Genomic DNA, 20,427 nt, shown 5'->3' on the forward strand with positions numbered 1-20,427 from the left:
TCGGTGATGACCACCGCGCAGCATAGAAGCTCTTGTATGAAAACGATCACCACGACCGAAGACCTCGCCGCATTCTGCACAGAGGCGGCGCAACATGATTATGTGACGGTCGATACGGAGTTTTTACGGGAACGCACCTACTATTCCAAACTTTGCCTTGTGCAACTGGCGATGCCCGGCACAGATGACAGCGGTGCTGTTCTGGTTGATCCCTTGGCCAATGGTTTGTCACTGGAGCCTCTTTACGACCTGTTCCGTGACACATCCGTGGTGAAGGTATTTCATGCCGCGCGGCAGGACCTTGAGATCTTCTATGTAGATGCGCAGGTCTTTCCCGAGCCGCTGTTTGACACGCAAGTTGCAGCCATGGTCTGCGGCTTTGGTGAGCAGGTCGGGTACGAAACACTCGTGCGCAAAATCGCGCGCCAGCCGCTGGACAAGACATCGCGGTTTACGGACTGGTCTCGTCGCCCACTAACGGATGCGCAAAAGACCTATGCGCTCGCCGACGTCACGCATTTGCGCCAAATCTACGAGTTCCTTGCCGCGAAATTGGCAGAAAGCGGACGGGCGCGCTGGGTCAGCGAAGAATTGCAAATTCTGCTGAGTCCGGAGACTTACATCATTGATCCACAGAACGCCTGGAAGCGGGTCAAGACGCGAACCTCGTCATCAAAGTTCCTCGCTGTCGTGCAGGAGCTGGCCGCATTCCGAGAAAGCCATGCGCAAAACCGCAACATCCCGCGCAACCGGGTATTCAAGGACGATGCTTTGGTTGAATTGGCCAGTAACAAACCCAAAAGCCATGAGGATCTGGGCCGTTCACGGCTGCTTTTGCGTGAGGCGCGCAAGGGCGAAATTGCCGATGGCATTCTGTCGGCTGTGGCGCGCGGTGTGGCGATGCCGCCCGAGGCTCAACCCAAACCGGATCGCAGCCGCGAAAAGCTGCAAGTTAACCCGGCTCTTGCTGATTTGTTACGGGTATTGTTGAAGGCAAAGACCGAAAGTGCGGGCGTCGCGGCAAAACTGATTGCAACCGCTTCTGATCTGGACGCACTGGCGGCTGGGATGCGGGACGTGTCTGCGCTGCAAGGTTGGCGGTCAGAAGTGTTTGGCGAAGACGCAATTCGCCTGTGCGAGGGGCGTGTGGCGCTGACGGCCAATGGGGCGGATGTGCGTATTATCGCGCTCGATTAACGAAAGTCTTACCGACGGGCAGAGGTTTGCGCGTTGCGAACGCCTTCGACACGGATCGTTTTCACACCAGCAAGGTCACGATCGGTCAACCGAACGGCTGCATTGACGGTGCGGACCTGCGTTGCAGTGGTCCGCCCGGCATCGCGTGGCCTCTCGGCCTCGAGCCGATAAGTCAAAACACCGTCAACAGGTTCAGCATCTTCGTTGACCGGGGTCAGCTGCACGCCAAATGGGCCATCATAGGAGGCGACCCCTGCCGCGCGCACGATCGCACCTCCGGGCACCCTTTCGATCACCAATTCCGTGACCTGATCCACCGGAGCTCCCGTATACTCCACGTCCCGACGGCCAAAAACAGTGAACAGATTGCCGCGTTCCTCAGTGGGGATAAGGGGGTTGGTCTCAACAGTGGTCGTCTGTGCAACGGGTTGTGAGCGACCGTTTCCGAACCAGTTCACTGGGTTCAGGCGACTTTCGCCGCAGGCGCTCAGACCGAGCGTCGCGATCAGAACTGATGTGGTCAAAAGGCGCATTGTCTGCTCGTGTTTTTGCTTGGCATGTTGGTAACTGAAGTCGCACCGCTTGAAAAGCGTCCATTGGTGCACTGGACCTTTGCCGGGACAGCGCCTAGGTCACCGGGAAGACTGACTGACGTGAGGGTGACATGGCAACGGCTGCATTCGAAGAGATCGTAGAAGACTTTGAGTTCCTTGAGGACTGGGAGGATCGCTATCGCTATGTCATTGAGCAGGGCAAGTCGATGGCCCCGCTGGATGACGCGCTCAAAGTGCCTGCGACCAAAGTAGAGGGCTGTGCATCGCAGGTGTGGTTGCACGCGGTCGTCGAAGATGGCCAGTTCCATTTTGATGGCGACAGTGACGCGATGATTGTCAAAGGTTTGATCGCGCTTTTACGTCGTCTTTACAACGGATTGGAACCCGAATCCGTACTGAAAGTGGATGCGCGTGCAGAGATGACGCGGCTAGGGTTGAACGACCATTTGTCTGCGCAGCGTTCTAACGGATTGCGCGCGATGATCGAGCGCGTGCGCAGCGTGGCCGCTGGGTAGCGGGATTTCCTTTGGAAAGTTCCCTCTGCAATCGTTCCTCTGCTGACACGGGCCTGAAAACAATGATAGTCAAAGGTTGGCGAGCGTGGTTTTCAGATCGCCATAGCCTGTAAACCGACGCTCAAATTCCAGCCCCAAGGTGTCTGCGGCCGTTTTCGCCTTGGCCGTAAGGGCAGGATCGTCGGTTTGTGCGTGATAAACCAGCTTTTCGTAGTTGCCAAAATACATGTCGCGCAATTCGGGATGGCGATCCAACCCCATGGGTTTCAGAATGAATGCCTCAAACTGGCGCACCAGAAAGTCGGTCAGGTAAAAAGCTGTAATTTCACTTTCACTATGCGATGCAAAGCGTTCATTTCCCTCGAAAAAGCTGTAGCAATGGGGGCCTGAAACCATCTCGACGCCAAGCTGTGTGCAGGCCGCTTCAAGCAGCCCTCCAGTCCCGCAATCGGCATAGACGACGAAGATTTTAGAATATGAGTTTCGGTGCTTTGCGACCGCTTTTCGCACCTCGTCTGTGATCCTTTCGGGGTAAAGGTGTAGCTTTGCAGGCAGGCACGTCAGATCCATATGGCCCCAACCATTCAACGCCTTGAGATCAAGAATTTCACGCGCCAGCGCGCCACAGGCAATCAGTAGTATCGGACCGCTGCCTTCAGCCTCCAGCCCGTGTTCAGTGAGGTGGGAATCGCTTAGCGCCATTTGATCGAACAGCCCATGCTGGCAGTTTGATCCTGCGGACCTGCGCCGGTCTTGGCGATCATGCGCATAGCGTTGACCAACTCGGAGGTGCGTTCCGCCGCATCGCCCATCCGCGCGTCATCTAGGCGCCCACGATATTGTAAGAGGCCATCGCCGTTCAGTCCGAAAAAGTCAGGGGTGCATTTTGCATCATAGGCCCGTGCGACTGTCTGATCCCCGTCTACAAGATAGGGGAAAGAAAAGCTGTATTTGCCGGCGAATTCAGTCATCCGGTCAGGCGAATCTGCCGGATAGCTTTGATAATCGTTGGACATGATGGCGAGAACGCCAATCCCTTCGTCCATCAATGCCTTAGCATCGGTTGCCAGACGGTCTGCAATGGCGATCACATAGGGGCAGTGATTGCAAATGAAGGCAATGAGCAACCCTTTTGGAGTAAGGTGCTGATCAAAACGATGCATGGTTCCACCCGCGTCGGGCAACTCGAACGCAGGTGCGGCCCAACCAAATTCACATACAGGAGGTCCTGTCAGCATGGCCGTCCTTTCGCATCTTGCGAGTGGCCGAAGGTTAGCCGGCCGCCAGTTGGTTGTGTTTGCGCGCGACGAATTCCTTGGCCGTCTCAACTGCCACTGCCGCGTCCCGGCAATAGGCGTCCGCGCCGATGGCTTTACCGAATTCCTCGTTCAGAGGGGCGCCGCCGACCAGAACGATATAATCATCGCGAATGCCTTTTTCGACCATCGTGTCGATCACGACCTTCATGTAGGGCATCGTGGTGGTCAGCAGGGCGGACATACCAAGGATATCCGGGCCTTCGTTTTCAATGGCTTCCAGGTAGTTTTCGACAGGGTTGTTGATGCCAAGATCGACAACTTCGAAACCTGCACCTTCCATCATCATGGACACGAGGTTTTTGCCGATGTCGTGGATATCGCCTTTGACCGTCCCGATCACCATCTTGCCCACACGCGGCGCGCCAGTTTCGGCAAGCAGGGGTTTGAGGATGGCCATGCCGCCTTTCATGGCGTTGGCTGCCAGCAGCACTTCAGGCACAAACAGGATACCATCGCGGAAATCAGCCCCGACGATGGTCATACCACCGACAAGTGCCTTGGTCAGCACGTCGTAGGGAGCCCAGCCCCGCTCGATCAGGATGTTCACGCCTTCTTCGATCTCTTCGCGCAAACCGTCATAGAGATCGTCGAACATCTGTTGGACAAGCTCTTCGTCGTCGAGTTCCGACAGGATGATTTCGTCTTCGTCAGACATGGCCGTTCCTTGAAGTTCGGGCGCGCAAGCGCCGTGCCAATTTAATCGCCAATTTGTCAGATTGCCGCAGATGGACTGTCCGAATTACGACATGGTTCGGATCAGCCGCGACCTGAGGCGCATAGCGTCGTTGCATTTTGCCCTTGCTGTGTCTGATTTGGAACTGTTTTCTGGTGTATGTTCCCATTATGTTCTAGTATTTCTGAATGAATAAAGACCTGCAAACAAGAAGTCCCAGGGGGCGCTCTGCGCTTAGCAATGTGGTTGGGCGATACGAGCCCATCACGCGCCATTCGGTCGATGATGGATGGGGCCGTGATGAGGAATTGCCGACGCTACGTACTGAGGTAAGCATTGAACGCCCACGCACTGTCATCACATATAACCGCTCTCCCGATTTGCCTTTTGATCGTTCGATCAATCCCTATCGCGGCTGCGAACACGGGTGTGTCTATTGTTTCGCCCGTCCGAGCCACGCGTATCTGGGTCTCTCTGCGGGGTTGGATTTCGAAACAAGGCTGGTCGCGCGCCCGGATGCGCCGGATGTTTTGCGAGCTGAACTGGCCAAGCGGACGTATTCTGTTGCGCCGATAGCCATTGGAACCAACACCGATCCGTATCAACCAATTGAAAAAGAGCACGGTATCATGAGGGCCTGCCTTGAGGTGCTTGAAGACTGTGGCCATCCAGTCGCCATTGTCACAAAGGGCGCTTTGATTGAACGAGACCTTGATATTCTTGGGCGCATGGCGCGGCGTGGGCTTGTCCGCGTTGGAATATCGGTAACTACCCTTGATCGTGTGTTGTCGCGTTTGATGGAGCCGCGCGCTCCGGCACCTGAGCGTCGATTGCAGACGATCCGACACTTGAGCCGAGCAGGGGTTCCAGTGCGGATCATGGCCTCCCCGATGGTGCCTGCGTTGACCGACCCCGAGTTGGAAGAGATCTTGAAACGTGGCAAGGAGGCTGGTGCGCGAACGGCGAGTTGGATCATGTTGCGTTTGCCGCGTGAAGTGTCGGCTCTGTGGCAAGACTGGCTGGCGGCCCATTACCCCGACCGCGCGGGGCGGATTATGGCGCGGTTGCGCGAAATGCACGGGGGCAAGGAATACGATGCGCGTTGGGCGCACCGAATGAAAGGCGAGGGTGCCTATGCCGAGATGGTGGCCGCCCGCTTTGCGGTGGCGATCAAGCGGTTGGGGTTAAAGGAAACCGCGACTGCCATGTGCACCGACCTATTCCAACGCCCGGTTCCCGAATCCGCACAGCTGAGCCTGTTTTAGCTCACGCAACGCGACGATTGCCGCGCCGCTTGCGCGTCGGTGCCGTGTTTTCACCGGTGCCGTCATTGGCCGATGAAAACGCGCCAAGCGCATCAACGATCTGATCGAGGGTTGGCGCAGTTCCTTTGGGCCGCGTGTCGAGTGCGGTGCGCATCTGGCGCAAGTGAGCAGGTGTGGTGCCACAGCATCCGCCAATGATGGAGGCCCCGCAATCGCGGGCCAGAACGGCATAGTCTGCCATCAACTCAGGCGTCCCATCATAGTGGATGTGCCCGTCATGGTATTTGGGGATACCGGCATTTCCCTTAGCGATCAGAGGGATGGGGCTGCCAGTTGCGGCAAAACCAAGAATCGTGCGCAGCAGGTCCGAGGCACCAGTGCCGCAGTTTGCACCGAAGGCCAGTGGTGGGTTGGGAAGCCGCGAAACCAGCAAGGCGAGGTCCGTACTGGTCACACCCATCATTGTGCGCCCAGCTGTATCAAAGCTCATCGTGCCGACCCAAGGCATGCCGGCCAGCGCGAAACCTTCGGCCGCGGCGGTGTATTCTTCGGGGGCGGAAATGGTCTCCAGCCAGCCGATGTCGGCCCCGCCAGCCTTTAGGCCTGCAGCGGTTTCGTGGAACATCTCAACCGCGTCAGCGTGGCTGAGCGTGCCCACGGGTTCCATAATGTCACCGGTTGGCCCGACCGAGCCCGCCACGATCACGGTGCGACCCGCTTGATCTGCGACGTTGCGCGCAATTTCGGCGGCCACTTTGCTCAATTCAAAGGCACGGTGCCCTGCATCATGCAATTTCAGCCGTGAGGCGTTAGCACCAAAAGAATTGGTCAGAAACACATCGCTGCCCGCATCCACGGCCCCTTTGTAGAGGGTCGTGATCTTTTCCGGTGCAGTTTCATTCCACAATTCGGGTGCGTCCCCGGCCATCAACCCCATTTCAAACAGGTTGGTGCCCGTGGCACCATCAGCCAGCAGAGTGCCTTTTTCGGCCAAAAGATCGCTGAATGGGTTGGTCATGGTCTGCTCCTCGCGCGCGCGTACTCCGTTCGTCCTTTCACGCATGCGTGATTGAAACCAGTTCATAATATTCATGTAGATTATGAGTTGTGTATGATTTTAAGCCGATGCAAACCCCACAGCTCACCCGGCGCAGACACGAAAAAAGGCGCACAGCCTGTCAGCTGTGCGCCTTAAAATACGTGAAGTACCGCCTGTACCTGGCTGTTATTTATCGACTTCGGTCATAACCTGTGACTTGGCCTCTGCCATCAGCTGTACCATTTGAGTGCGGATCGTCGCTTCATCTGCCAGATCGCCCAGATCGCCGGACACTTTGCGGTAGACATCCTCGTCGCCGGCCTCTTCAAAGTCGGACGCGACCACTTCGCGCGCATAGTCGTCTGCAGCGTCGCCTGCCTTGCCCATCAAACCAGCGGCCCACAAACCCAACAGCTTGTTGCGGCGCGCCTCTGCTTTGAACTGCATTTCTGCATCATGGGCATATTTGTTCTCAAATGCGTGTTCGCGGTCATCAAAAGTGCTCATGGGGCAACTCCGTAGTGTCTATTGGTTGATCAAGATATGCGCAGGCCGCACGCGGCTTGCAACCCCTTTGCTTGCGACACCACAACTGATTGCTTATGAGGGCGCGAGGCGGGGCAGACTCAGTGACCGCGCCCAAGCGAAAGGACGCCCATGGCGCGACGCAAAAAAATATACGAAGGCAAGGCCAAGATCCTTTATGAAGGTCCGGAGCCGGGCACAATCGTTCAGTATTTCAAGGACGACGCCACAGCCTTTAATGCACAGAAAAAAGAAGTGATCGATGGCAAAGGCGTGTTGAACAACCGCCTGAGCGAGTTCTTCATGACAGGTTTGACCCAGATCGGCGTGCCGACCCACTTTATCAAGCGCCTGAACATGCGCGAACAGTTGGTGCGCCAGGTCGAGATCGTCCCGCTGGAAGTCATCGTGCGCAATTATGCCGCAGGTACGATGTCTAAACGGCTAGGGATCGAAGAGGGCACGCAACTGCCTCGGCCGATTGTGGAATACTGCTACAAAGACGATGACCTTGGCGACCCGCTGGTCACCGAAGAGCACATTGCCGCCTTTGGATGGGCCAGCCAACAGGACATGGACGACATCCTGAGTCTCGCGCTGCGCGTAAATGACTTTCTCAGTGGTGTGATGATGGCAGTCGGCATTCGTCTGGTTGATTTCAAAATCGAGGTCGGTCGCGTTTATGACGGCGACTTTATGCGCCTGATAGTCGCGGACGAGATCAGCCCAGACAGCTGTCGTCTGTGGGACATTGAAACGGGCCAGAAGCTCGACAAAGACGTGTTCCGCCGCGATCTGGGCAATCTGACAGATGCCTATACCGAAGTGGCCCGGCGTTTGGGTGTAATGCCCAAGACGTCCTCGCCGATCACCAAGCCGACGTTGATAAACTAAGACCGAATGAGGACCGCAGTATGAAAGCAACCGTACATGTCATGCTCAAGACCGGAGTACTGGATCCGCAGGGAGAAGCTGTGCGCCATGCTCTTGGAGCCCTCGGATTTGACGGGGTGCAGGGCGTGCGTCAGGGCAAGGTGATCGAACTTGATCTGGCCGATGGCACCTCAGAGGCGGATGTGACCGCGATGTGTGAAAAACTGCTCGCCAACACAGTCATCGAATCCTACCGGGTGGAAATGACATGAAGGCGGCCGTCGTCGTCTTTCCCGGATCAAACTGTGACCGTGATCTGGCCGTAGCGTTTCGCGCGGCAGGGGCCGATGTCGAGATGGTCTGGCATAAGGATACGGACCTGCCAAGTGGCGTCGACGTTATCGGCGTTCCGGGTGGCTTTTCCTTCGGCGACTACCTGCGTTGCGGCGCTATCGCGGCAAATTCACCCATCTGCCGGGCGGTTAAGGCGCACGCCGATCGGGGCGGTTACGTTCTTGGCATCTGCAACGGCTTTCAGGTGCTCACCGAAACTGGCATGCTCCCCGGCGCACTGTTGCGCAACGCTGGCTTGAAATACATTTGCAAGACGGTTGGTCTCAAGGTTGAAACCTCGCAGTCCATCTACACCAAAGGCTACAATGCAGGGGACGTTGTGGACATCCCTATCGCACATCACGACGGCAACTACTTTGCCGATGATGAAATGGTTGAACGCCTCAAGGGCGAAGATCGCATTGCCTTCAAGTACACCGACAATCCCAATGGTTCGCTTGGCGACATCGCTGGCATCTTGTCCGACAACCGTCGCGTGCTTGGCATGATGCCGCATCCCGAACGAGCGGCGGATTCGGGCCATGGAGGCACCGACGGGCAGGCGCTGTTCCGCGCAATGGCGTCTCAGCTGACCACTGCGTGACTTGAGCGGCCCCGCACGGACGCCTACAGTGCTGTCATGGAGCCGGCAACGCACAGTTCAGAAACCGACCAAGCGCCGCGCAGCGTAGGTTGGCGTGTGCGTCTTGCACTAGTTCTTCTTGTGTGGGCTGCCATCGCCACGGTCTTTTTCACCAATCGGTTGCTGACGAACCAGTTCACTGAAACCACACGCAACCGTGCCGAACTGCGTTTGGCGCTCTATTCCGGGAACCTGCAAAGCGAGCTCAGTCAGAACGCGATTGTGGCGCAACTCTTGGCTCGTGACCCGGCACTGATAGGCGCGCTGAACTCAGCGGATTATCAACGATCCACACAACGTCTGATTTCATTTGTCGAAGAAACCGGCGCCGCCAACCTGATGCTTATGAACAATGACGGGCGTGCAGTTGCCGCCACGGACCGCAATCGGCTGGGCACCAATCACCGCACCGATCCATTTTTTCTTGATGCGCTGCGCAACAATGGCACGTCCTTTTCTGTCACGCCTCGCGAAGCAGGTGGTTTTTCCTTTATCTATTCGCGTAAAATCACTGCAGTGGGCGACGTTCTGGGCGTGATCGCCGTTGAAGTGGACTTGCAGAAGTTCGAACAAGCATGGGCCGGGATTTCAGCGGCCGTGTTCGTCACCGACAGTGAAGGACAGATCGTCCTTGCCACCGAACCACGCTGGCGCGGTCGCACTGAAGAGGTCGCCCTGGCCCAACAAACCCCGCAGAGCGCGATCGAGAGGGCCATTCGGGCCACCGCAGATTGGACAGCTTTGCCCGCGGACGCCTATGTCCAGGGCGAGGCGGTCATGCGTCTGGAGAGTCGGATACCATTTCGCGGCTGGCGTATGACCTCCTTCACCAGCTACGAGTCGGTGCGTGAGCGTGTGAATGGGGTGCTGGCTCTGGAAATTATGGGATTCGCTCTGCTGCTGGCGCTGGCTTTTTATGCACTCAACCGTCGCTCTGCGCTGCGCCTCGCTTTGTCTACCCGCGAGTCGGCAGAGCTTCGCCATCTCAACATCCAGCTGCAGCAAGAAGTCGCCGAGCGCCAACGTGTGCAGGAAGACCTCGCCGTGGCCGAGCAAACCCTTGAACAATCGTCAAAACTCGCCGCTTTGGGTGAAATGTCCGCGGCCGTCAGTCACGAATTGAACCAGCCGCTCGCGGCGATGAAAACCTATCTTGCAGGCGCCCGGCTTTTGCTGCGTCGCAATCGGCCCGATGAGGCGGTCGTCAGCTTTGGGCGCATCGACGACCTGATCGAACGAATGGGTGCTATAACGCGCCAGTTGAAGTCCTATGCCCGCAAAGGTCAGGACGCGCTCAGCCCTGTAAATATGGGCGACGCACTCGCCTCATCCCTGTCAATGATGGAACCTCAGTTGCGCCAGCGGCGAGTTCAGATCAACCGGGTATTGCCGAGTGAGCCGGTTGAAGTAATGGGCGACCGATTGCGCATCGAACAGGTGATGGTCAACCTGTTGCGCAACGCCATTGATGCCACAAAAACAGTGCGTGCTCCTCAGATCGATATCATGTTGTCCGCTGGGGAAACCGCCACGCTGACCGTGCGCGACAACGGCCCCGGCATCGAGGATCTCGATGCCCTGTTCGAACCTTTTTATACCACCAAGCAGCCGGGCGACGGCGTTGGGTTGGGGCTTGCCATCTCATCCGGCATTGTCAACGATCTGGGTGGACGGCTCACGGCGCGCAACAGTACGTCCGACGGCGCCGTGTTCGAGATGCAATTGCCCATCATGGGTGCTGACGCCGATACCGGCGACAGAAAAATTAAAGCGGCGGAGTAAGTTTGACATGACCCAAGCCATGAAGATCGCCATTGTTGATGATGAACAGGACATGCGCCAATCAATCAGTCAGTGGCTGGCCCTTTCGGGCTACGACACTGAGACTTTCGCCAGTGCCGAGGACGCGCTGAAAGTGCTTGGGCCCGATTACCCCGGCATTGTCATTTCTGACATCCGGATGCCTGGCATGGACGGAATGCAATTCCTCAAAAAGCTGATGGGCAATGACAGTGCGCTGCCGGTGATCATGATCACCGGCCACGGCGACGTCCCGATGGCGGTCGAGGCGATGCGCGTTGGCGCGTTTGATTTTCTCGAAAAGCCGTTTAACCCTGATCGAATGTCCCAGCTGGCCAAGAAGGCAACGGGGCAGCGCAGGCTTGTCATGGATAACCGGGCCCTCCGCCGCGAATTGAGCGACGGTGGTCAGTTGATGAAAAAGTTGATTGGCCAGTCTCCAGTCATGGAGCGGCTGCGTGAGGATATCCTTGATCTCGGTCAGGCCGATGGCCACGTCCTAATCGACGGTGAAACAGGCACGGGCAAAACGCTGGTCGCCCATGCGCTGCATGCCGTTGGATCAAGGGCGGGCAAACGTTTTGTCCTAATTAGTTGTTCGGCTTGGGAAGAAGACGCGCTGGCCAAGCGCCTGTTTGGCGCCATGAACCCAGAAGATGCGCAATTGCCAGCCATAGAAGAAGCGCGGGGCGGCACGCTGGTCCTTGAGGATATCGAAGCCCTCAGCGAGACTTTGCAGGCTCGTCTGCTGAGCGTCATCAACGAACAGGGCACGCCGGCTGAGACGCGCATTGTGGGCATCTCCAATTTGCAAGAGGCCGGGCGCACCTGTGAAGACGCGCTGCGCCCCGATCTTTATTACCGTCTTGCGGCACTCAAGATCACCGTCCCGCCTTTGCGCCAAAGGGGCGAAGACATCCTGACCCTGTTCACGCGGCTTAGCGATCAATTTGCGGATGAGTATGGCTGTGATGCTCCCAAAGTTTCGGCGCAAGAGGCGGCACAGCTGTTACAAGCCCCTTGGCCGGGCAATGTACGCCAGTTGATCAACATTGCGGAAAGGGCCGTGTTGCAGTCGCGCAGGGGCACAGGCTCGATCGCCTCGCTGCTGATGAACGATCACGAGGAAATGCAACCCGTGATGACAACAGAGGGCAAGCCACTCAAGGAATACGTTGAGGCGTTTGAGCGGATGCTGATCGACAACACGATGCGCCGCCACAAGGGCTCTATCGCGTCGGTTATGGACGAGCTGTGTTTGCCACGCCGAACGTTGAACGAAAAGATGGCCAAATATGGACTTCAGCGTTCGGATTACCTCTGAACAGAACTCCTAAAAAATAAAACTTTCTGCTCTGCCGTCTCTTTTTGACGGTGGTGAGAACTGCGCCGAATACTGCCGATCACTGTGCGGAAATACACGCATGGGTTGACATATTTCTGGCGGGCGCGCCTAGTTTTGTTACTTTTTTGTCTGTATTTTTTTATTGGAGATTTATGATGCGATGTTTTTCCTTGGCTTTGGCCGTACTTTCTTTTGCTGTCAGCCCTGCAATTGTGACCGCACAGTACAACTCGACTTCGGACAGCACTTCCATCGGCATTCAACGTTCTCTGGGACAGGCGAATTTCCGTCTGACCGACAAATTTCGTGAAGAGATGCGCGGGGACAGTCAGATGAAGGAACTGACCTTGATCGCCATCGGTGGACTTGAACGCACGTGCTGGCCCAATCCCTTCATGGCCTGCGGGTGCACTTTGGACGGGTTCGCGACCTCATGTTACTTCGTGGCGACTTGCCTGTCTGCGGGCCTGTGCGAAATCGACGACTGATCTGAGATGCCCGGCGGCATCCTGCCGCCGGGACATTTCCATTTTCCAAGCCGCATGGCATTGATCACCCAAGGCAAGCAAAGATGGGTAGGTCACGGCATGAATCGGCCAGGGGCATTTCTTTTTGATATGGACGGTTTGTTGCTCGACAGCGAGCGGGTCTACCGCGATGTGGCTATCGCATTGATGCGGCCTATGGGGTTCGACCATGCGCAAGCAGAGACGCATTTCATGACCCTTGTTGGCAATTCCGGGCCAGAAGGATTGCGCCGGATCGCTGCGTTTGCCGGATCACGGGAAAATGCTGTAGCTTTCAACGATGCAATGCATGCCGGGGTGAAGGCAGCGCTTGAAGTCCATGTTCCGTTGCGTCCAATGGTGCGTGAAGCTCTTGCGGCATTGGCCGGGCAGGGTGCGCGTATAGCCGTTGTGACCTCCACGCACGGTGCCAATGCTCGTCGTCATCTGGTCCATTCCGGGTTGCTCGATCATTTTGAATTTGTGGTGGCCGGCGACGAAGTAAGCGCCAACAAACCAGATCCTGCGCCTTATTTGCAGGCAGCCGAGCTATTCGGGTTGGACCCGCGTTGCTGCGCAGCCTTTGAGGACAGCGACCCGGGCACGATATCTGCAGTAACTGCTGGATGCCACACCACGCAAATCCCCGACCTTCGACCTATCGGGCAAGCCTTGCCAGATCTTGGGCAACGCGTTGCGCCTAACCTTTGGGCGGCTCTGGAGGGTCTTGGGGCGCTCAAAAGCGCAGAAAGTTCACAGGCCTAAAGCTAACCTGCAATTGACCATTGTCTTTCGCCACCTGTTCACCTTATCTAACAGTACGGGATTGCGACGCTGTTTCGCGTCGCCCCGGATACGAGTTTCGCTGTCGACTTGTTTTTGGCGGGCCAGCCCCCGGACATGGCGACAGACCGATTGGGCCTTGAAAGAGGCCACGAGATGCTGACGCAGGCAAATGTCTTGTGCAGCTAATGAACGGATGCAACGCCCCGAGGGGTGTTTTGCGTCGGAGAAAAACCGCGATGACACGCGCAAGAACATTGAGAGTTCCAGCAGAAGGCCCTCCCGGTCAGGCCTGCCGCGTGCCGCATATCGCCCAGACAAGACACGCATCACGACGGCCCGATCCCCCGGGGGCGGTGCGGCCTGACGCGCGCAATGGACTTAAATGGCTAAGAAAATGCTTATCGATGCCACCCACGCGGAAGAGACCCGCGTTGTGGTGGTTGACGGAAACAAGGTCGAGGAGTTTGACTTTGAATCCGAAAATAAACGCCAGCTTGCTGGCAACATCTATCTTGCAAAAGTAACACGGGTTGAACCGTCGCTTCAGGCGGCGTTTGTAGACTATGGCGGCAACCGTCATGGTTTCCTTGCGTTCTCGGAAATCCACCCAGATTACTACCAAATCCCCGTCGCCGACCGCGAGGCGCTGATGGAGGAAGAGCGCGCTTACGTCGAGGCTCAGAAGGCCCGCGACGAAGCCGAAGAGAAACCCAAACCCAAAAGACGGTCTCGCTCACGCGCTGCTGCGGCCAAGGACAAGGATCCGAAGGCGACGCAAGAGATCGATGGTATGCAAACCATCGACCTCGACGCAGACACAGACGTCGAGGCAGAAGTGCCAGCGGATGAAGCGGCTTCTCCAATGGAAACCGTGGCTGAAACGCCTGTGGAAACGCCTGCTGCGGATGAGACCCCCGAAGAAGTGGCGACCGATACGGATGCATCTGAGGACGATCAACAACCAGTCGCCCAAGCGGATAGCGATGACGATCAGGCAGTCGCCGAAACCGACAGCGATGATGACGAAGAAGACACACCCAAGGGGCCCGACGCGGCCGCCAAAGACGACAGCATCGAATCCGTCGCCGATGAAGATGATCAGGAAGACATCCGTCCTGCACGCAAACCGCGCCCTAAGCGGTACAAAATTCAGGAAGTCGTCAAAGTTCGCCAGATCCTGCTGGTACAGGTTGTCAAAGAAGAGCGCGGCAACAAAGGTGCAGCACTGACCACATACCTGTCCCTTGCAGGGCGCTACTGCGTGCTGATGCCCAACACGGCCCGGGGTGGCGGGATTTCCCGCAAGATCACCAATGCTGCAGACCGTAAGAAACTGAAAGAGATCGCCAACGAGATTGACGTGCCTCAAGGCGCGGGCCTGATCGTGCGCACGGCGGGCAGCCAGCGCACCAAGGCCGAAATCAAGCGCGACTATGAGTACCTCCAACGCCTGTGGGAACAGATCCGCGAGCTGACGCTGAAATCAATCGCGCCCGCCAAGATCTACGAAGAAGGCGACCTGATAAAACGCTCGATCCGTGACCTTTACAATCGCGACATCGACGAGGTGTTTGTCGAGGGCGAGCGTGGCTATCGTACGGCCAAGGACTTCATGAAGATGATCATGCCGTCCCACGCCAAGAACGTGAAACTCTACACTGAAAGCCTCCCGCTTTTTGCGCGCTATCAGGTCGAAACTTACCTTGGCGGTATGTTCAATCCGACTGTGCAGCTGAAGTCCGGCGGCTACATCGTGATCGGCATCACTGAGGCGCTTGTGGCCATCGACGTGAACTCAGGTCGCTCCACCAAAGAAGGGTCGATCGAAGACACGGCCCTCAAGACGAACCTTGAGGCGGCTGAAGAGGTCGCGCGCCAGTTGCGTCTGCGCGACCTTGCGGGTCTGATCGTCATCGACTTTATCGACATGGACGAGCGCAAGAACAACACTGCCGTCGAAAAGCGGATGAAGGACAAGCTGAAGACTGACCGTGCCCGCATTCAGGTGGGACGTATCTCGGGATTCGGCCTGATGGAAATGTCGCGCCAGCGCCTGCGCCCTGGTATGATCGAGGCAACGACACAGCCTTGCAATGCTTGCCATGGCACCGGTTTGATCCGTTCGGATGACAATCTTGCCCTGTCTATCCTGCGCCAGATCGAAGAAGAAGGCACGCGCCGCCGTTCGCGCGAAGTTTTGGTGAAATGCCCCGTTGGAATCGCCAACTTCCTGATGAACCAGAAGCGCGAGCACATCGCTCAGATCGAAGGGCGCTATGGCTTGTCCGTGCGCATCGAAGGCGAACCGCATCTGATCAGCCCAGACTTCTCAATCGAAAAATTCAAAACCGCAACGCGCGTCGTGAAGGCGGTGGAGACGGCTGTGGTCTCTGTGGACACGTCTCTGATGGATCAGGTGGACGAGGATGACAGCGAGGTGATCGACGACGAAGCACCTGCCGCCGCTGGTTCCGCGCCTGTTTCTGAGCCAACCCAAGAGGACGGCGAGCAAAAGCCAAAACGTCGCCGCCGTCGTCGGCGTCGTGGCCGCGGCAAAGGCAACGGGCAGGACAACCCTGCGTCCGACGAAAATGAATCGTCCGAAGACAGCCCTGCTGCGGAAACCGCAGAGGATGCCGTTAGCTCGGAAACTGTGCCTCAAGAGGCTGCCGATGAGGATGCGCCTGCACCCAAGAAGAAACCGACACGGACACGTCGGTCGAAATCTGGTGAAAAGGCTGCGGCCAAAGCCACTTCAGAAGAGCCCGTTGCGGACAGCCCGACCGCCGAAGCAGTTGATGCCGCATCCGAAGGCGAGACAGCCGTGGCAGCGCTTGAAGCCAAACCCGCACCCAAGCCAAGACGGACGCGGGCGAAAGCACCCAAACCTGCGCCTGAGCCTGAAGCGGCTGTCCAAGAGGCCCCCGCGGAAGAAGCGGCAGCGGAGCCAGTTCCAGAGCCCGTTGCTGCGCAGCCAGTAGAGCCTGAGCCAGTCGCGGCGGAAACTGTGGTCGATGACGCACCACCAAAGCCGAAAAAGCGCGGCTGGTGGTCGTTAGGCAAGTAAGATCAGGGGCGCACTTCGGGTGCGCCCTTTTTCGTCGCAGACTGTCGGGTCAGCGTTTGCGGATCACATAGGTCTGGACGGGGCCGTCCAATTCGCTTGAAACCAGCGTATGACCCGCTTCGGCACAAAAGTGCGGGACATCAACGATAGCAGCCGGATCATCAGCCTGCACTATCAACGTCTCGCCTGCCTTCAGCCCTTGCAAGCGTTTGCGTGCCTTTAGAACGGGCAAAGGGCAAAGAAGGCCGGTCGCGTCTAAACTGTGATCGGTATCGCTCATGCCCTGTCACTTAGGCGCGATGTTTCAGACTGTCCACAGACATGTGACTGTGTGGGACGTGACGCGGACCACATGCCGGGATAGGGGTGGGACATGTTCGGAATTGATATCATCGACGCGAGCCTGTTTCCGGCTATGAGCGTGGCCCTTCTGGCAGGCATCATCAGCTTTCTCAGTCCTTGCGTCCTGCCTATCGTCCCACCTTATCTGGCCTATATGTCAGGCATGAGCGTGTCGGAGATGGCTGACGGGCGCTCTGGGCGCAACCGCGCGACGATCACCGCGTTGTTCTTTGTCCTCGGGCTCAGCACGGTGTTTTTATTCCTTGGCTTTGCAGCGTCTGCCTTTGGTGCGTTTTTCCTGTCCAATCAGGTGCTTTTCTCGCAGATATCCGGCGCAATCATTATGATATTCGGCCTGCATTTTTTGGGCGTGTTCCGCATCCCGTTCCTCGACCAAGAGGCCCGGATGGATGCGGGTGATCAGGGCGGATCGTCCTTTGGTGCCTATGTGTTGGGCTTGGCCTTCGCATTTGGCTGGACGCCATGCATCGGGCCGCAACTGGGCGCGATCCTGACCCTTGCCGCCTCTGAGGCGTCTGTGACGCGCGGTACAGTCCTTCTGGGCGTTTACGCGGCGGGCCTCGGCATCCCATTCTTGCTGGCCGCGATGTTCATGAGCCGCGCCATGGGGTTCATGAACCGGATCAAGCGTCATATGGGACTGATCGAAAAGGTGATGGGGGGGCTGCTCTTACTTGTCGGGGCGGCGATGCTATTCGGGCTTTTCACACGCTTTTCGTTCTGGTTGCTTGAGCAGTTTCCGGTTTTAGCAACTTTCGGCTAGGCGGCCTTTGAAGCAAAAACCAGTTGAAAGTTGACACGAACTTCTGAAACCCCCGCTGTTTGATCCTTCGGAAGACGGCTGAAGACTGGGTTGTTCTGACTTGTCAGATTGTAACGCACTCAGGTTCAGACTTGCAGGAGATCAGGGCAGGGCGGTTCAGCTTGCAAACTGTTTTGCGTGGCCAACAGGCTAGCGCGCAATTGTTCAATGATCGGTCAGTCGCTTCAGCACGAATACGCGGATAGCCGATGCCAGCCCGACACCGGGCGCACGTTCTGCATCAATTTCACTGGCCAACGCATTGATCGGCTTGCCATCTGTCTCGGCGATGTCGCGAAAAGCGCGCCAGAACTCTGCCTCGAGGGACACGCTGGTGCGATGCCCTTTGAGGGTCAGAGAGTGTTTCTGCGGCCCGGCACTCATGGCCTACACCCGCTTGGCGCTTTAATTGGGTCGAACTGGATAATCATTTACACACACTTCACTTTTTACGGGTGCGTCTATCACATGGCATTATGGCTTTTTGCTGCCCTGACCGGTGACATCATCGGTCGATTTCAAGGCCTTGCCATCAAGTTCTCGCCTCAGACGCGCACTTTCAAGCCCGTCTGTTTCTTTTTGCACCTTACTGCGCCCATGAACCATCACGTTGGTTTCCGCGCGCGTTTTTGCAGCCGCGCGCGCACGTGCTTTACGCACTTTGTTCAGGTTTATGGGCGTTCCGCTCACTTGGGGCCGATCATGTTTTCGGGGCGGACGACACGGTTGAAGGTCTCTTCATCCACAAAACCGAGGGCAATCGCTTCTTCCAGAAGAGTGGTGCCATTCTTGTGCGCTGTCTTGGCAACCGTTGTCGCGTTGTCATAGCCAATTTCCGGCGCAAGCGCTGTGACCAACATCAGAGATTCGCGCATCAGCTTGTCTATCCGCACCCGATCCGCATCCAAACCGACAACAAGATTGTTAGTAAATGTGCTGGACGCATCGCCAAGCAGTTGCATCGACTGAAGCACATTGTAAGCCATCATCGGTTTATAAACGTTCAGTTCAAAATGCCCCTGTGATCCGGCAAAGCCGACTGCAGCGTCGTTGCCCATCACATGCGCGCAAACCTGGGTTAGTGCCTCACACTGGGTAGGGTTCACTTTGCCCGGCATAATGGATGAACCGGGCTCGTTCTCGGGCAGAACCAACTCGCCCAGACCACAGCGCGGACCGGATCCCAGCAGGCGAATATCATTGGCGATCTTGAACAGCGACGCAGACACTGTCTTGAGTGCGCCTGACATCTCGACCATCGCATCATGGGCCGCAAGTGCTTCGAACTTGTTGGGTGCGGTGATAAAGGGCAGGCCTGTGATCTCGGCCATGTGCGCGGCCACAGCTTCGGCCCAACCTGTTTTGGTGTTGAGGCCCGTGCCCACGGCTGTTCCGCCCTGCGCCAGTTCATAGATGCGCCGGAGCGCGTCCTTTACCCGCTCAATTCCCATGGCGACCTGATGGGCATACCCACCAAATTCCTGAGAGAGCGTCAGTGGTGTCGCATCTTGCGTATGTGTGCGGCCGATCTTGATGATGCCATCAAAGGCTTCAACCTTGGCCACCAGTGCGCCGTGCAGTTTTTTCAAACCCGGCAGCAACACCTCGTGCGCCGTCATCGCAGCAGAGATATACATGGCCGTCGGGAAGGTGTCGTTGCTGGACTGGCCCATGTTGCAATGATCGTTAGGGTGCACCGGGTCTTTAGACCCAATAACACCGCCAAGAATCTCGATGGCACGATTTGCGATCACCTCATTGGCGTTCATGTTGGATTGTGTGCCAGACCCGGTCTGCCACACCACCAGCGGAAAATTGTCGTCGAATTTCCCAGCGACAACCTCGGACGCGGCCGAGATGATTGCATCCGCCAGCACAGGGTCCAGATCGCCCTGTGCCTTGTTTTGCATGGCACAAGCCTGCTTGATCACACCCAGTGCGCGCACGATCGCGATGGGCTGTTTTTCCCACCCGATAGGAAAGTTCATGATCGAACGTTGGGTTTGTGCGCCCCAGTATTTGTTGGACGGAACTTCAAGGGGGCCGAAGCTGTCGGATTCTGTGCGGGTGTCGGCCATGAAGAGGCTCCTATGGGTTTATCTGTTTCTTGCCACGTCGTTTATCGGGCAGGGGCCTTGCAGACAAGCAGACGACCCATCCACATGTCGAATTCACACAATGGGTGATGAAAGTTGTGGGGTGCCACGCTATATAATAGGGGCGCGCAAGTTTTAAGGGAGTTTTGATCAATGTCAGCCAGCCGCACGACCATTCGTCCTGTTCTGCATCATGTCGCCCTTGCTTTTTCGACGCTGATAGCAGGGCTGGCCCTGTTGTGCCTTCAAGCACGCGCAGACGCCTCTGCTTTCATTGGCACGTATAGTGGATCGGCAGAGGTGGTCGCGCTGGATGGCAGCCTGATTCCCCGCGACATGAGCGTCGAGATTTCCGAGACCAAGGATGGGTTTCGCGTCCAATGGACGTCTGTCACCTATCGCGGCGACGGGTCCGTGCGTGAAAAGTCATATGAAATCGACTTTGTCGACAGTGATCGGGACGCCGTGTTTGCCGCGGCGCAACGCAAGAATGTTTTTGGACACGTGGTCCAGCTCGACCCGATGAAAGGTGAACCTTATGTGTGGGCACGCATCGTCGACGAAACACTCACCGTGTATTCGCTGTTTGTAGGAGCAGACGGTGGGTACAGCTTGCAGCAATATGACCGAACGCTTGCGGATGGAGGCCTGAATTTACGGTTCCAAACCATCAGGGACGGCGAAATCCAGCGTGCGGTCGAAACGTTTCTGGCGCGCGACTGAGGG

At 57.0% G+C, this 20,427-nt stretch carries 23 protein-coding genes; 13 read left to right on the top strand and 10 right to left on the bottom strand.

Annotated features, from left to right (window positions below; genetic code table 11):
- Window positions 1–36 precede the first annotated feature (36 nt).
- A complete protein-coding gene (gene rnd / locus ABJD00_RS07205; RefSeq protein WP_413831459.1) occupies window positions 37–1,197 on the top strand; it encodes a ribonuclease D in 1,161 nt (386 codons plus the stop codon).
- 8 nt (window positions 1,198–1,205) lie between these two features.
- Here rnd and ABJD00_RS07210 read toward each other — a convergent pair whose 3' ends face one another.
- Window positions 1,206–1,730 (bottom strand): hypothetical protein, encoded by a 525-nt coding sequence (locus ABJD00_RS07210; RefSeq protein ID WP_413831461.1) that lies wholly within the window; start codon window positions 1,728–1,730, stop codon window positions 1,206–1,208.
- Window positions 1,731–1,861: 131 nt separating this feature from the next.
- On the opposite strand from ABJD00_RS07210, the gene ABJD00_RS07215 reads away from it, so the two are divergent.
- A complete protein-coding gene (locus tag ABJD00_RS07215) occupies window positions 1,862–2,266 on the top strand; it encodes a SufE family protein (RefSeq protein ID WP_413831463.1) in 405 nt (134 codons plus the stop codon).
- Between the two features lie 69 nt (window positions 2,267–2,335).
- On the opposite strand, the gene ABJD00_RS07220 is transcribed toward ABJD00_RS07215, so the two are convergent.
- The 3 genes from ABJD00_RS07220 to ABJD00_RS07230 are packed head-to-tail and all read right to left on the bottom strand — an operon-like array spanning window position 2,336 to window position 4,240.
- On the bottom strand, window positions 2,336–2,968 hold the full coding sequence (locus ABJD00_RS07220; RefSeq protein ID WP_413831465.1) for a DUF1638 domain-containing protein: 633 nt from the start codon (window positions 2,966–2,968) through the stop codon (window positions 2,336–2,338).
- Window positions 2,959–3,504 carry a thioredoxin family protein gene (locus ABJD00_RS07225; protein ID WP_413831467.1) on the bottom strand — a complete coding sequence of 182 codons (546 nt, stop codon included), beginning with the start codon at window positions 3,502–3,504 and terminating at the stop codon, window positions 2,959–2,961. Before ABJD00_RS07225 ends, ABJD00_RS07220 begins: the two co-directional genes overlap by 10 nt.
- A 34-nt stretch (window positions 3,505–3,538) precedes the next feature.
- Window positions 3,539–4,240, bottom strand: a complete 702-nt coding sequence (locus ABJD00_RS07230; protein WP_413831469.1) for a corrinoid protein — start codon at window positions 4,238–4,240, stop codon at window positions 3,539–3,541.
- 206 nt (window positions 4,241–4,446) lie between these two features.
- Between ABJD00_RS07230 and ABJD00_RS07235 the strand changes: the two genes are divergently transcribed.
- A complete protein-coding gene (locus ABJD00_RS07235; RefSeq protein ID WP_413831471.1) occupies window positions 4,447–5,523 on the top strand; it encodes a PA0069 family radical SAM protein in 1,077 nt (358 codons plus the stop codon).
- 1 nt (window position 5,524) lies between these two features.
- Here the strand turns inward: ABJD00_RS07235 and bmt are convergent, their stop codons facing one another.
- Together bmt and ABJD00_RS07245 are read right to left on the bottom strand one after the other, a co-directional pair.
- Entirely contained in the window at window positions 5,525–6,541 is a 1,017-nt protein-coding gene (bmt, locus tag ABJD00_RS07240) for a betaine--homocysteine S-methyltransferase (protein ID WP_413831473.1), read from the bottom strand.
- A gap of 207 nt (window positions 6,542–6,748) precedes the next feature.
- Window positions 6,749–7,069: a DUF1476 domain-containing protein gene (locus ABJD00_RS07245; RefSeq protein WP_108837847.1), complete on the bottom strand. Its 321-nt coding sequence runs from the start codon at window positions 7,067–7,069 to the stop codon at window positions 6,749–6,751.
- 150 nt (window positions 7,070–7,219) lie between these two features.
- On the opposite strand from ABJD00_RS07245, the gene purC reads away from it, so the two are divergent.
- The 8 genes from purC to ABJD00_RS07285 all read left to right on the top strand — a co-directional run bounded on the left by purC (window position 7,220) and on the right by ABJD00_RS07285 (window position 16,440).
- Window positions 7,220–7,981, top strand: coding sequence for a phosphoribosylaminoimidazolesuccinocarboxamide synthase (purC, locus tag ABJD00_RS07250; RefSeq protein WP_413831475.1), 762 nt, complete (start codon window positions 7,220–7,222; stop codon window positions 7,979–7,981).
- A gap of 20 nt (window positions 7,982–8,001) precedes the next feature.
- On the top strand, window positions 8,002–8,232 hold the full coding sequence (purS, locus tag ABJD00_RS07255; RefSeq protein WP_413831477.1) for a phosphoribosylformylglycinamidine synthase subunit PurS: 231 nt from the start codon (window positions 8,002–8,004) through the stop codon (window positions 8,230–8,232).
- On the top strand, window positions 8,229–8,897 hold the full coding sequence (gene purQ / locus ABJD00_RS07260; protein ID WP_413831479.1) for a phosphoribosylformylglycinamidine synthase subunit PurQ: 669 nt from the start codon (window positions 8,229–8,231) through the stop codon (window positions 8,895–8,897). The genes purS and purQ overlap by 4 nt, the downstream gene beginning before the upstream one ends.
- Window positions 8,898–8,933: 36 nt before the next feature.
- Entirely contained in the window at window positions 8,934–10,718 is a 1,785-nt protein-coding gene (locus ABJD00_RS07265; protein WP_413831481.1) for a sensor histidine kinase, read from the top strand.
- A 7-nt stretch (window positions 10,719–10,725) separates the two neighbouring features.
- On the top strand, window positions 10,726–12,060 hold the full coding sequence (locus tag ABJD00_RS07270; RefSeq protein ID WP_413831483.1) for a sigma-54-dependent transcriptional regulator: 1,335 nt from the start codon (window positions 10,726–10,728) through the stop codon (window positions 12,058–12,060).
- 176 nt (window positions 12,061–12,236) lie between these two features.
- On the top strand, window positions 12,237–12,569 hold the full coding sequence (locus tag ABJD00_RS07275) for a hypothetical protein (RefSeq protein WP_413831485.1): 333 nt from the start codon (window positions 12,237–12,239) through the stop codon (window positions 12,567–12,569).
- Window positions 12,570–12,668: 99 nt separating this feature from the next.
- On the top strand, window positions 12,669–13,352 hold the full coding sequence (locus ABJD00_RS07280; protein ID WP_413831487.1) for an HAD family hydrolase: 684 nt from the start codon (window positions 12,669–12,671) through the stop codon (window positions 13,350–13,352).
- 403 nt (window positions 13,353–13,755) lie between these two features.
- Entirely contained in the window at window positions 13,756–16,440 is a 2,685-nt protein-coding gene (locus ABJD00_RS07285; protein WP_413831489.1) for an Rne/Rng family ribonuclease, read from the top strand.
- A gap of 49 nt (window positions 16,441–16,489) precedes the next feature.
- Here the strand turns inward: ABJD00_RS07285 and ABJD00_RS07290 are convergent, their stop codons facing one another.
- Window positions 16,490–16,720 (bottom strand): sulfurtransferase TusA family protein, encoded by a 231-nt coding sequence (locus ABJD00_RS07290; RefSeq protein ID WP_413831491.1) that lies wholly within the window; start codon window positions 16,718–16,720, stop codon window positions 16,490–16,492.
- A 93-nt stretch (window positions 16,721–16,813) separates the two neighbouring features.
- Between ABJD00_RS07290 and ABJD00_RS07295 the strand changes: the two genes are divergently transcribed.
- Complete coding sequence (locus tag ABJD00_RS07295; RefSeq protein ID WP_413831493.1) at window positions 16,814–17,566, top strand: cytochrome c biogenesis CcdA family protein; 753 nt, start codon at window positions 16,814–16,816, stop codon at window positions 17,564–17,566.
- Between the two features lie 204 nt (window positions 17,567–17,770).
- On the opposite strand, the gene ABJD00_RS07300 is transcribed toward ABJD00_RS07295, so the two are convergent.
- From ABJD00_RS07300 to fumC, 3 genes are all read right to left on the bottom strand, one after another.
- A complete protein-coding gene (locus tag ABJD00_RS07300; RefSeq protein ID WP_413831495.1) occupies window positions 17,771–17,989 on the bottom strand; it encodes a ribbon-helix-helix domain-containing protein in 219 nt (72 codons plus the stop codon).
- Between the two features lie 90 nt (window positions 17,990–18,079).
- The gene (locus ABJD00_RS07305; protein WP_413831497.1) at window positions 18,080–18,295 is read right to left on the bottom strand and encodes a DUF4169 family protein; all 216 of its coding nucleotides are present in this window, start codon (window positions 18,293–18,295) and stop codon (window positions 18,080–18,082) included.
- Complete coding sequence (gene fumC, locus ABJD00_RS07310; protein ID WP_413831499.1) at window positions 18,292–19,683, bottom strand: class II fumarate hydratase; 1,392 nt, start codon at window positions 19,681–19,683, stop codon at window positions 18,292–18,294. Before fumC ends, ABJD00_RS07305 begins: the two co-directional genes overlap by 4 nt.
- A 171-nt stretch (window positions 19,684–19,854) precedes the next feature.
- Here fumC and ABJD00_RS07315 point away from each other — a divergent pair, with 171 nt between their 5' ends.
- Window positions 19,855–20,424 carry a hypothetical protein gene (locus tag ABJD00_RS07315; RefSeq protein WP_413831501.1) on the top strand — a complete coding sequence of 190 codons (570 nt, stop codon included), beginning with the start codon at window positions 19,855–19,857 and terminating at the stop codon, window positions 20,422–20,424.
- Window positions 20,425–20,427 lie beyond the last annotated feature (3 nt).

It is taken from the genome of Tateyamaria sp., assembly GCF_039945315.1.
Taxonomy (GTDB): Bacteria; Pseudomonadota; Alphaproteobacteria; order Rhodobacterales; family Rhodobacteraceae; genus Tateyamaria.

Bases quoted from the DNA above. Each gene is read 5' to 3' on its own strand.
- rnd (WP_413831459.1), top strand. From the start codon at position 37: ATGAAAACGATCACCACGACCGAAGACCTCGCCGCATTCTGCACAGAG.
- ABJD00_RS07210 (WP_413831461.1), bottom strand. From the start codon at position 1,730: ATGCGCCTTTTGACCACATCAGTTCTGATCGCGACGCTCGGTCTGAGC.
- ABJD00_RS07215 (WP_413831463.1), top strand. From the start codon at position 1,862: ATGGCAACGGCTGCATTCGAAGAGATCGTAGAAGACTTTGAGTTCCTT.
- ABJD00_RS07220 (WP_413831465.1), bottom strand. From the start codon at position 2,968: ATGGCGCTAAGCGATTCCCACCTCACTGAACACGGGCTGGAGGCTGAA.
- ABJD00_RS07225 (WP_413831467.1), bottom strand. From the start codon at position 3,504: ATGCTGACAGGACCTCCTGTATGTGAATTTGGTTGGGCCGCACCTGCG.
- ABJD00_RS07230 (WP_413831469.1), bottom strand. From the start codon at position 4,240: ATGTCTGACGAAGACGAAATCATCCTGTCGGAACTCGACGACGAAGAG.
- ABJD00_RS07235 (WP_413831471.1), top strand. From the start codon at position 4,447: ATGAATAAAGACCTGCAAACAAGAAGTCCCAGGGGGCGCTCTGCGCTT.
- bmt (WP_413831473.1), bottom strand. From the start codon at position 6,541: ATGACCAACCCATTCAGCGATCTTTTGGCCGAAAAAGGCACTCTGCTG.
- ABJD00_RS07245 (WP_108837847.1), bottom strand. From the start codon at position 7,069: ATGAGCACTTTTGATGACCGCGAACACGCATTTGAGAACAAATATGCC.
- purC (WP_413831475.1), top strand. From the start codon at position 7,220: ATGGCGCGACGCAAAAAAATATACGAAGGCAAGGCCAAGATCCTTTAT.
- purS (WP_413831477.1), top strand. From the start codon at position 8,002: ATGAAAGCAACCGTACATGTCATGCTCAAGACCGGAGTACTGGATCCG.
- purQ (WP_413831479.1), top strand. From the start codon at position 8,229: ATGAAGGCGGCCGTCGTCGTCTTTCCCGGATCAAACTGTGACCGTGAT.
- ABJD00_RS07265 (WP_413831481.1), top strand. From the start codon at position 8,934: ATGGAGCCGGCAACGCACAGTTCAGAAACCGACCAAGCGCCGCGCAGC.
- ABJD00_RS07270 (WP_413831483.1), top strand. From the start codon at position 10,726: ATGACCCAAGCCATGAAGATCGCCATTGTTGATGATGAACAGGACATG.
- ABJD00_RS07275 (WP_413831485.1), top strand. From the start codon at position 12,237: ATGCGATGTTTTTCCTTGGCTTTGGCCGTACTTTCTTTTGCTGTCAGC.
- ABJD00_RS07280 (WP_413831487.1), top strand. From the start codon at position 12,669: ATGAATCGGCCAGGGGCATTTCTTTTTGATATGGACGGTTTGTTGCTC.
- ABJD00_RS07285 (WP_413831489.1), top strand. From the start codon at position 13,756: ATGGCTAAGAAAATGCTTATCGATGCCACCCACGCGGAAGAGACCCGC.
- ABJD00_RS07290 (WP_413831491.1), bottom strand. From the start codon at position 16,720: ATGAGCGATACCGATCACAGTTTAGACGCGACCGGCCTTCTTTGCCCT.
- ABJD00_RS07295 (WP_413831493.1), top strand. From the start codon at position 16,814: ATGTTCGGAATTGATATCATCGACGCGAGCCTGTTTCCGGCTATGAGC.
- ABJD00_RS07300 (WP_413831495.1), bottom strand. From the start codon at position 17,989: ATGAGTGCCGGGCCGCAGAAACACTCTCTGACCCTCAAAGGGCATCGC.
- fumC (WP_413831499.1), bottom strand. From the start codon at position 19,683: ATGGCCGACACCCGCACAGAATCCGACAGCTTCGGCCCCCTTGAAGTT.
- ABJD00_RS07315 (WP_413831501.1), top strand. From the start codon at position 19,855: ATGTCAGCCAGCCGCACGACCATTCGTCCTGTTCTGCATCATGTCGCC.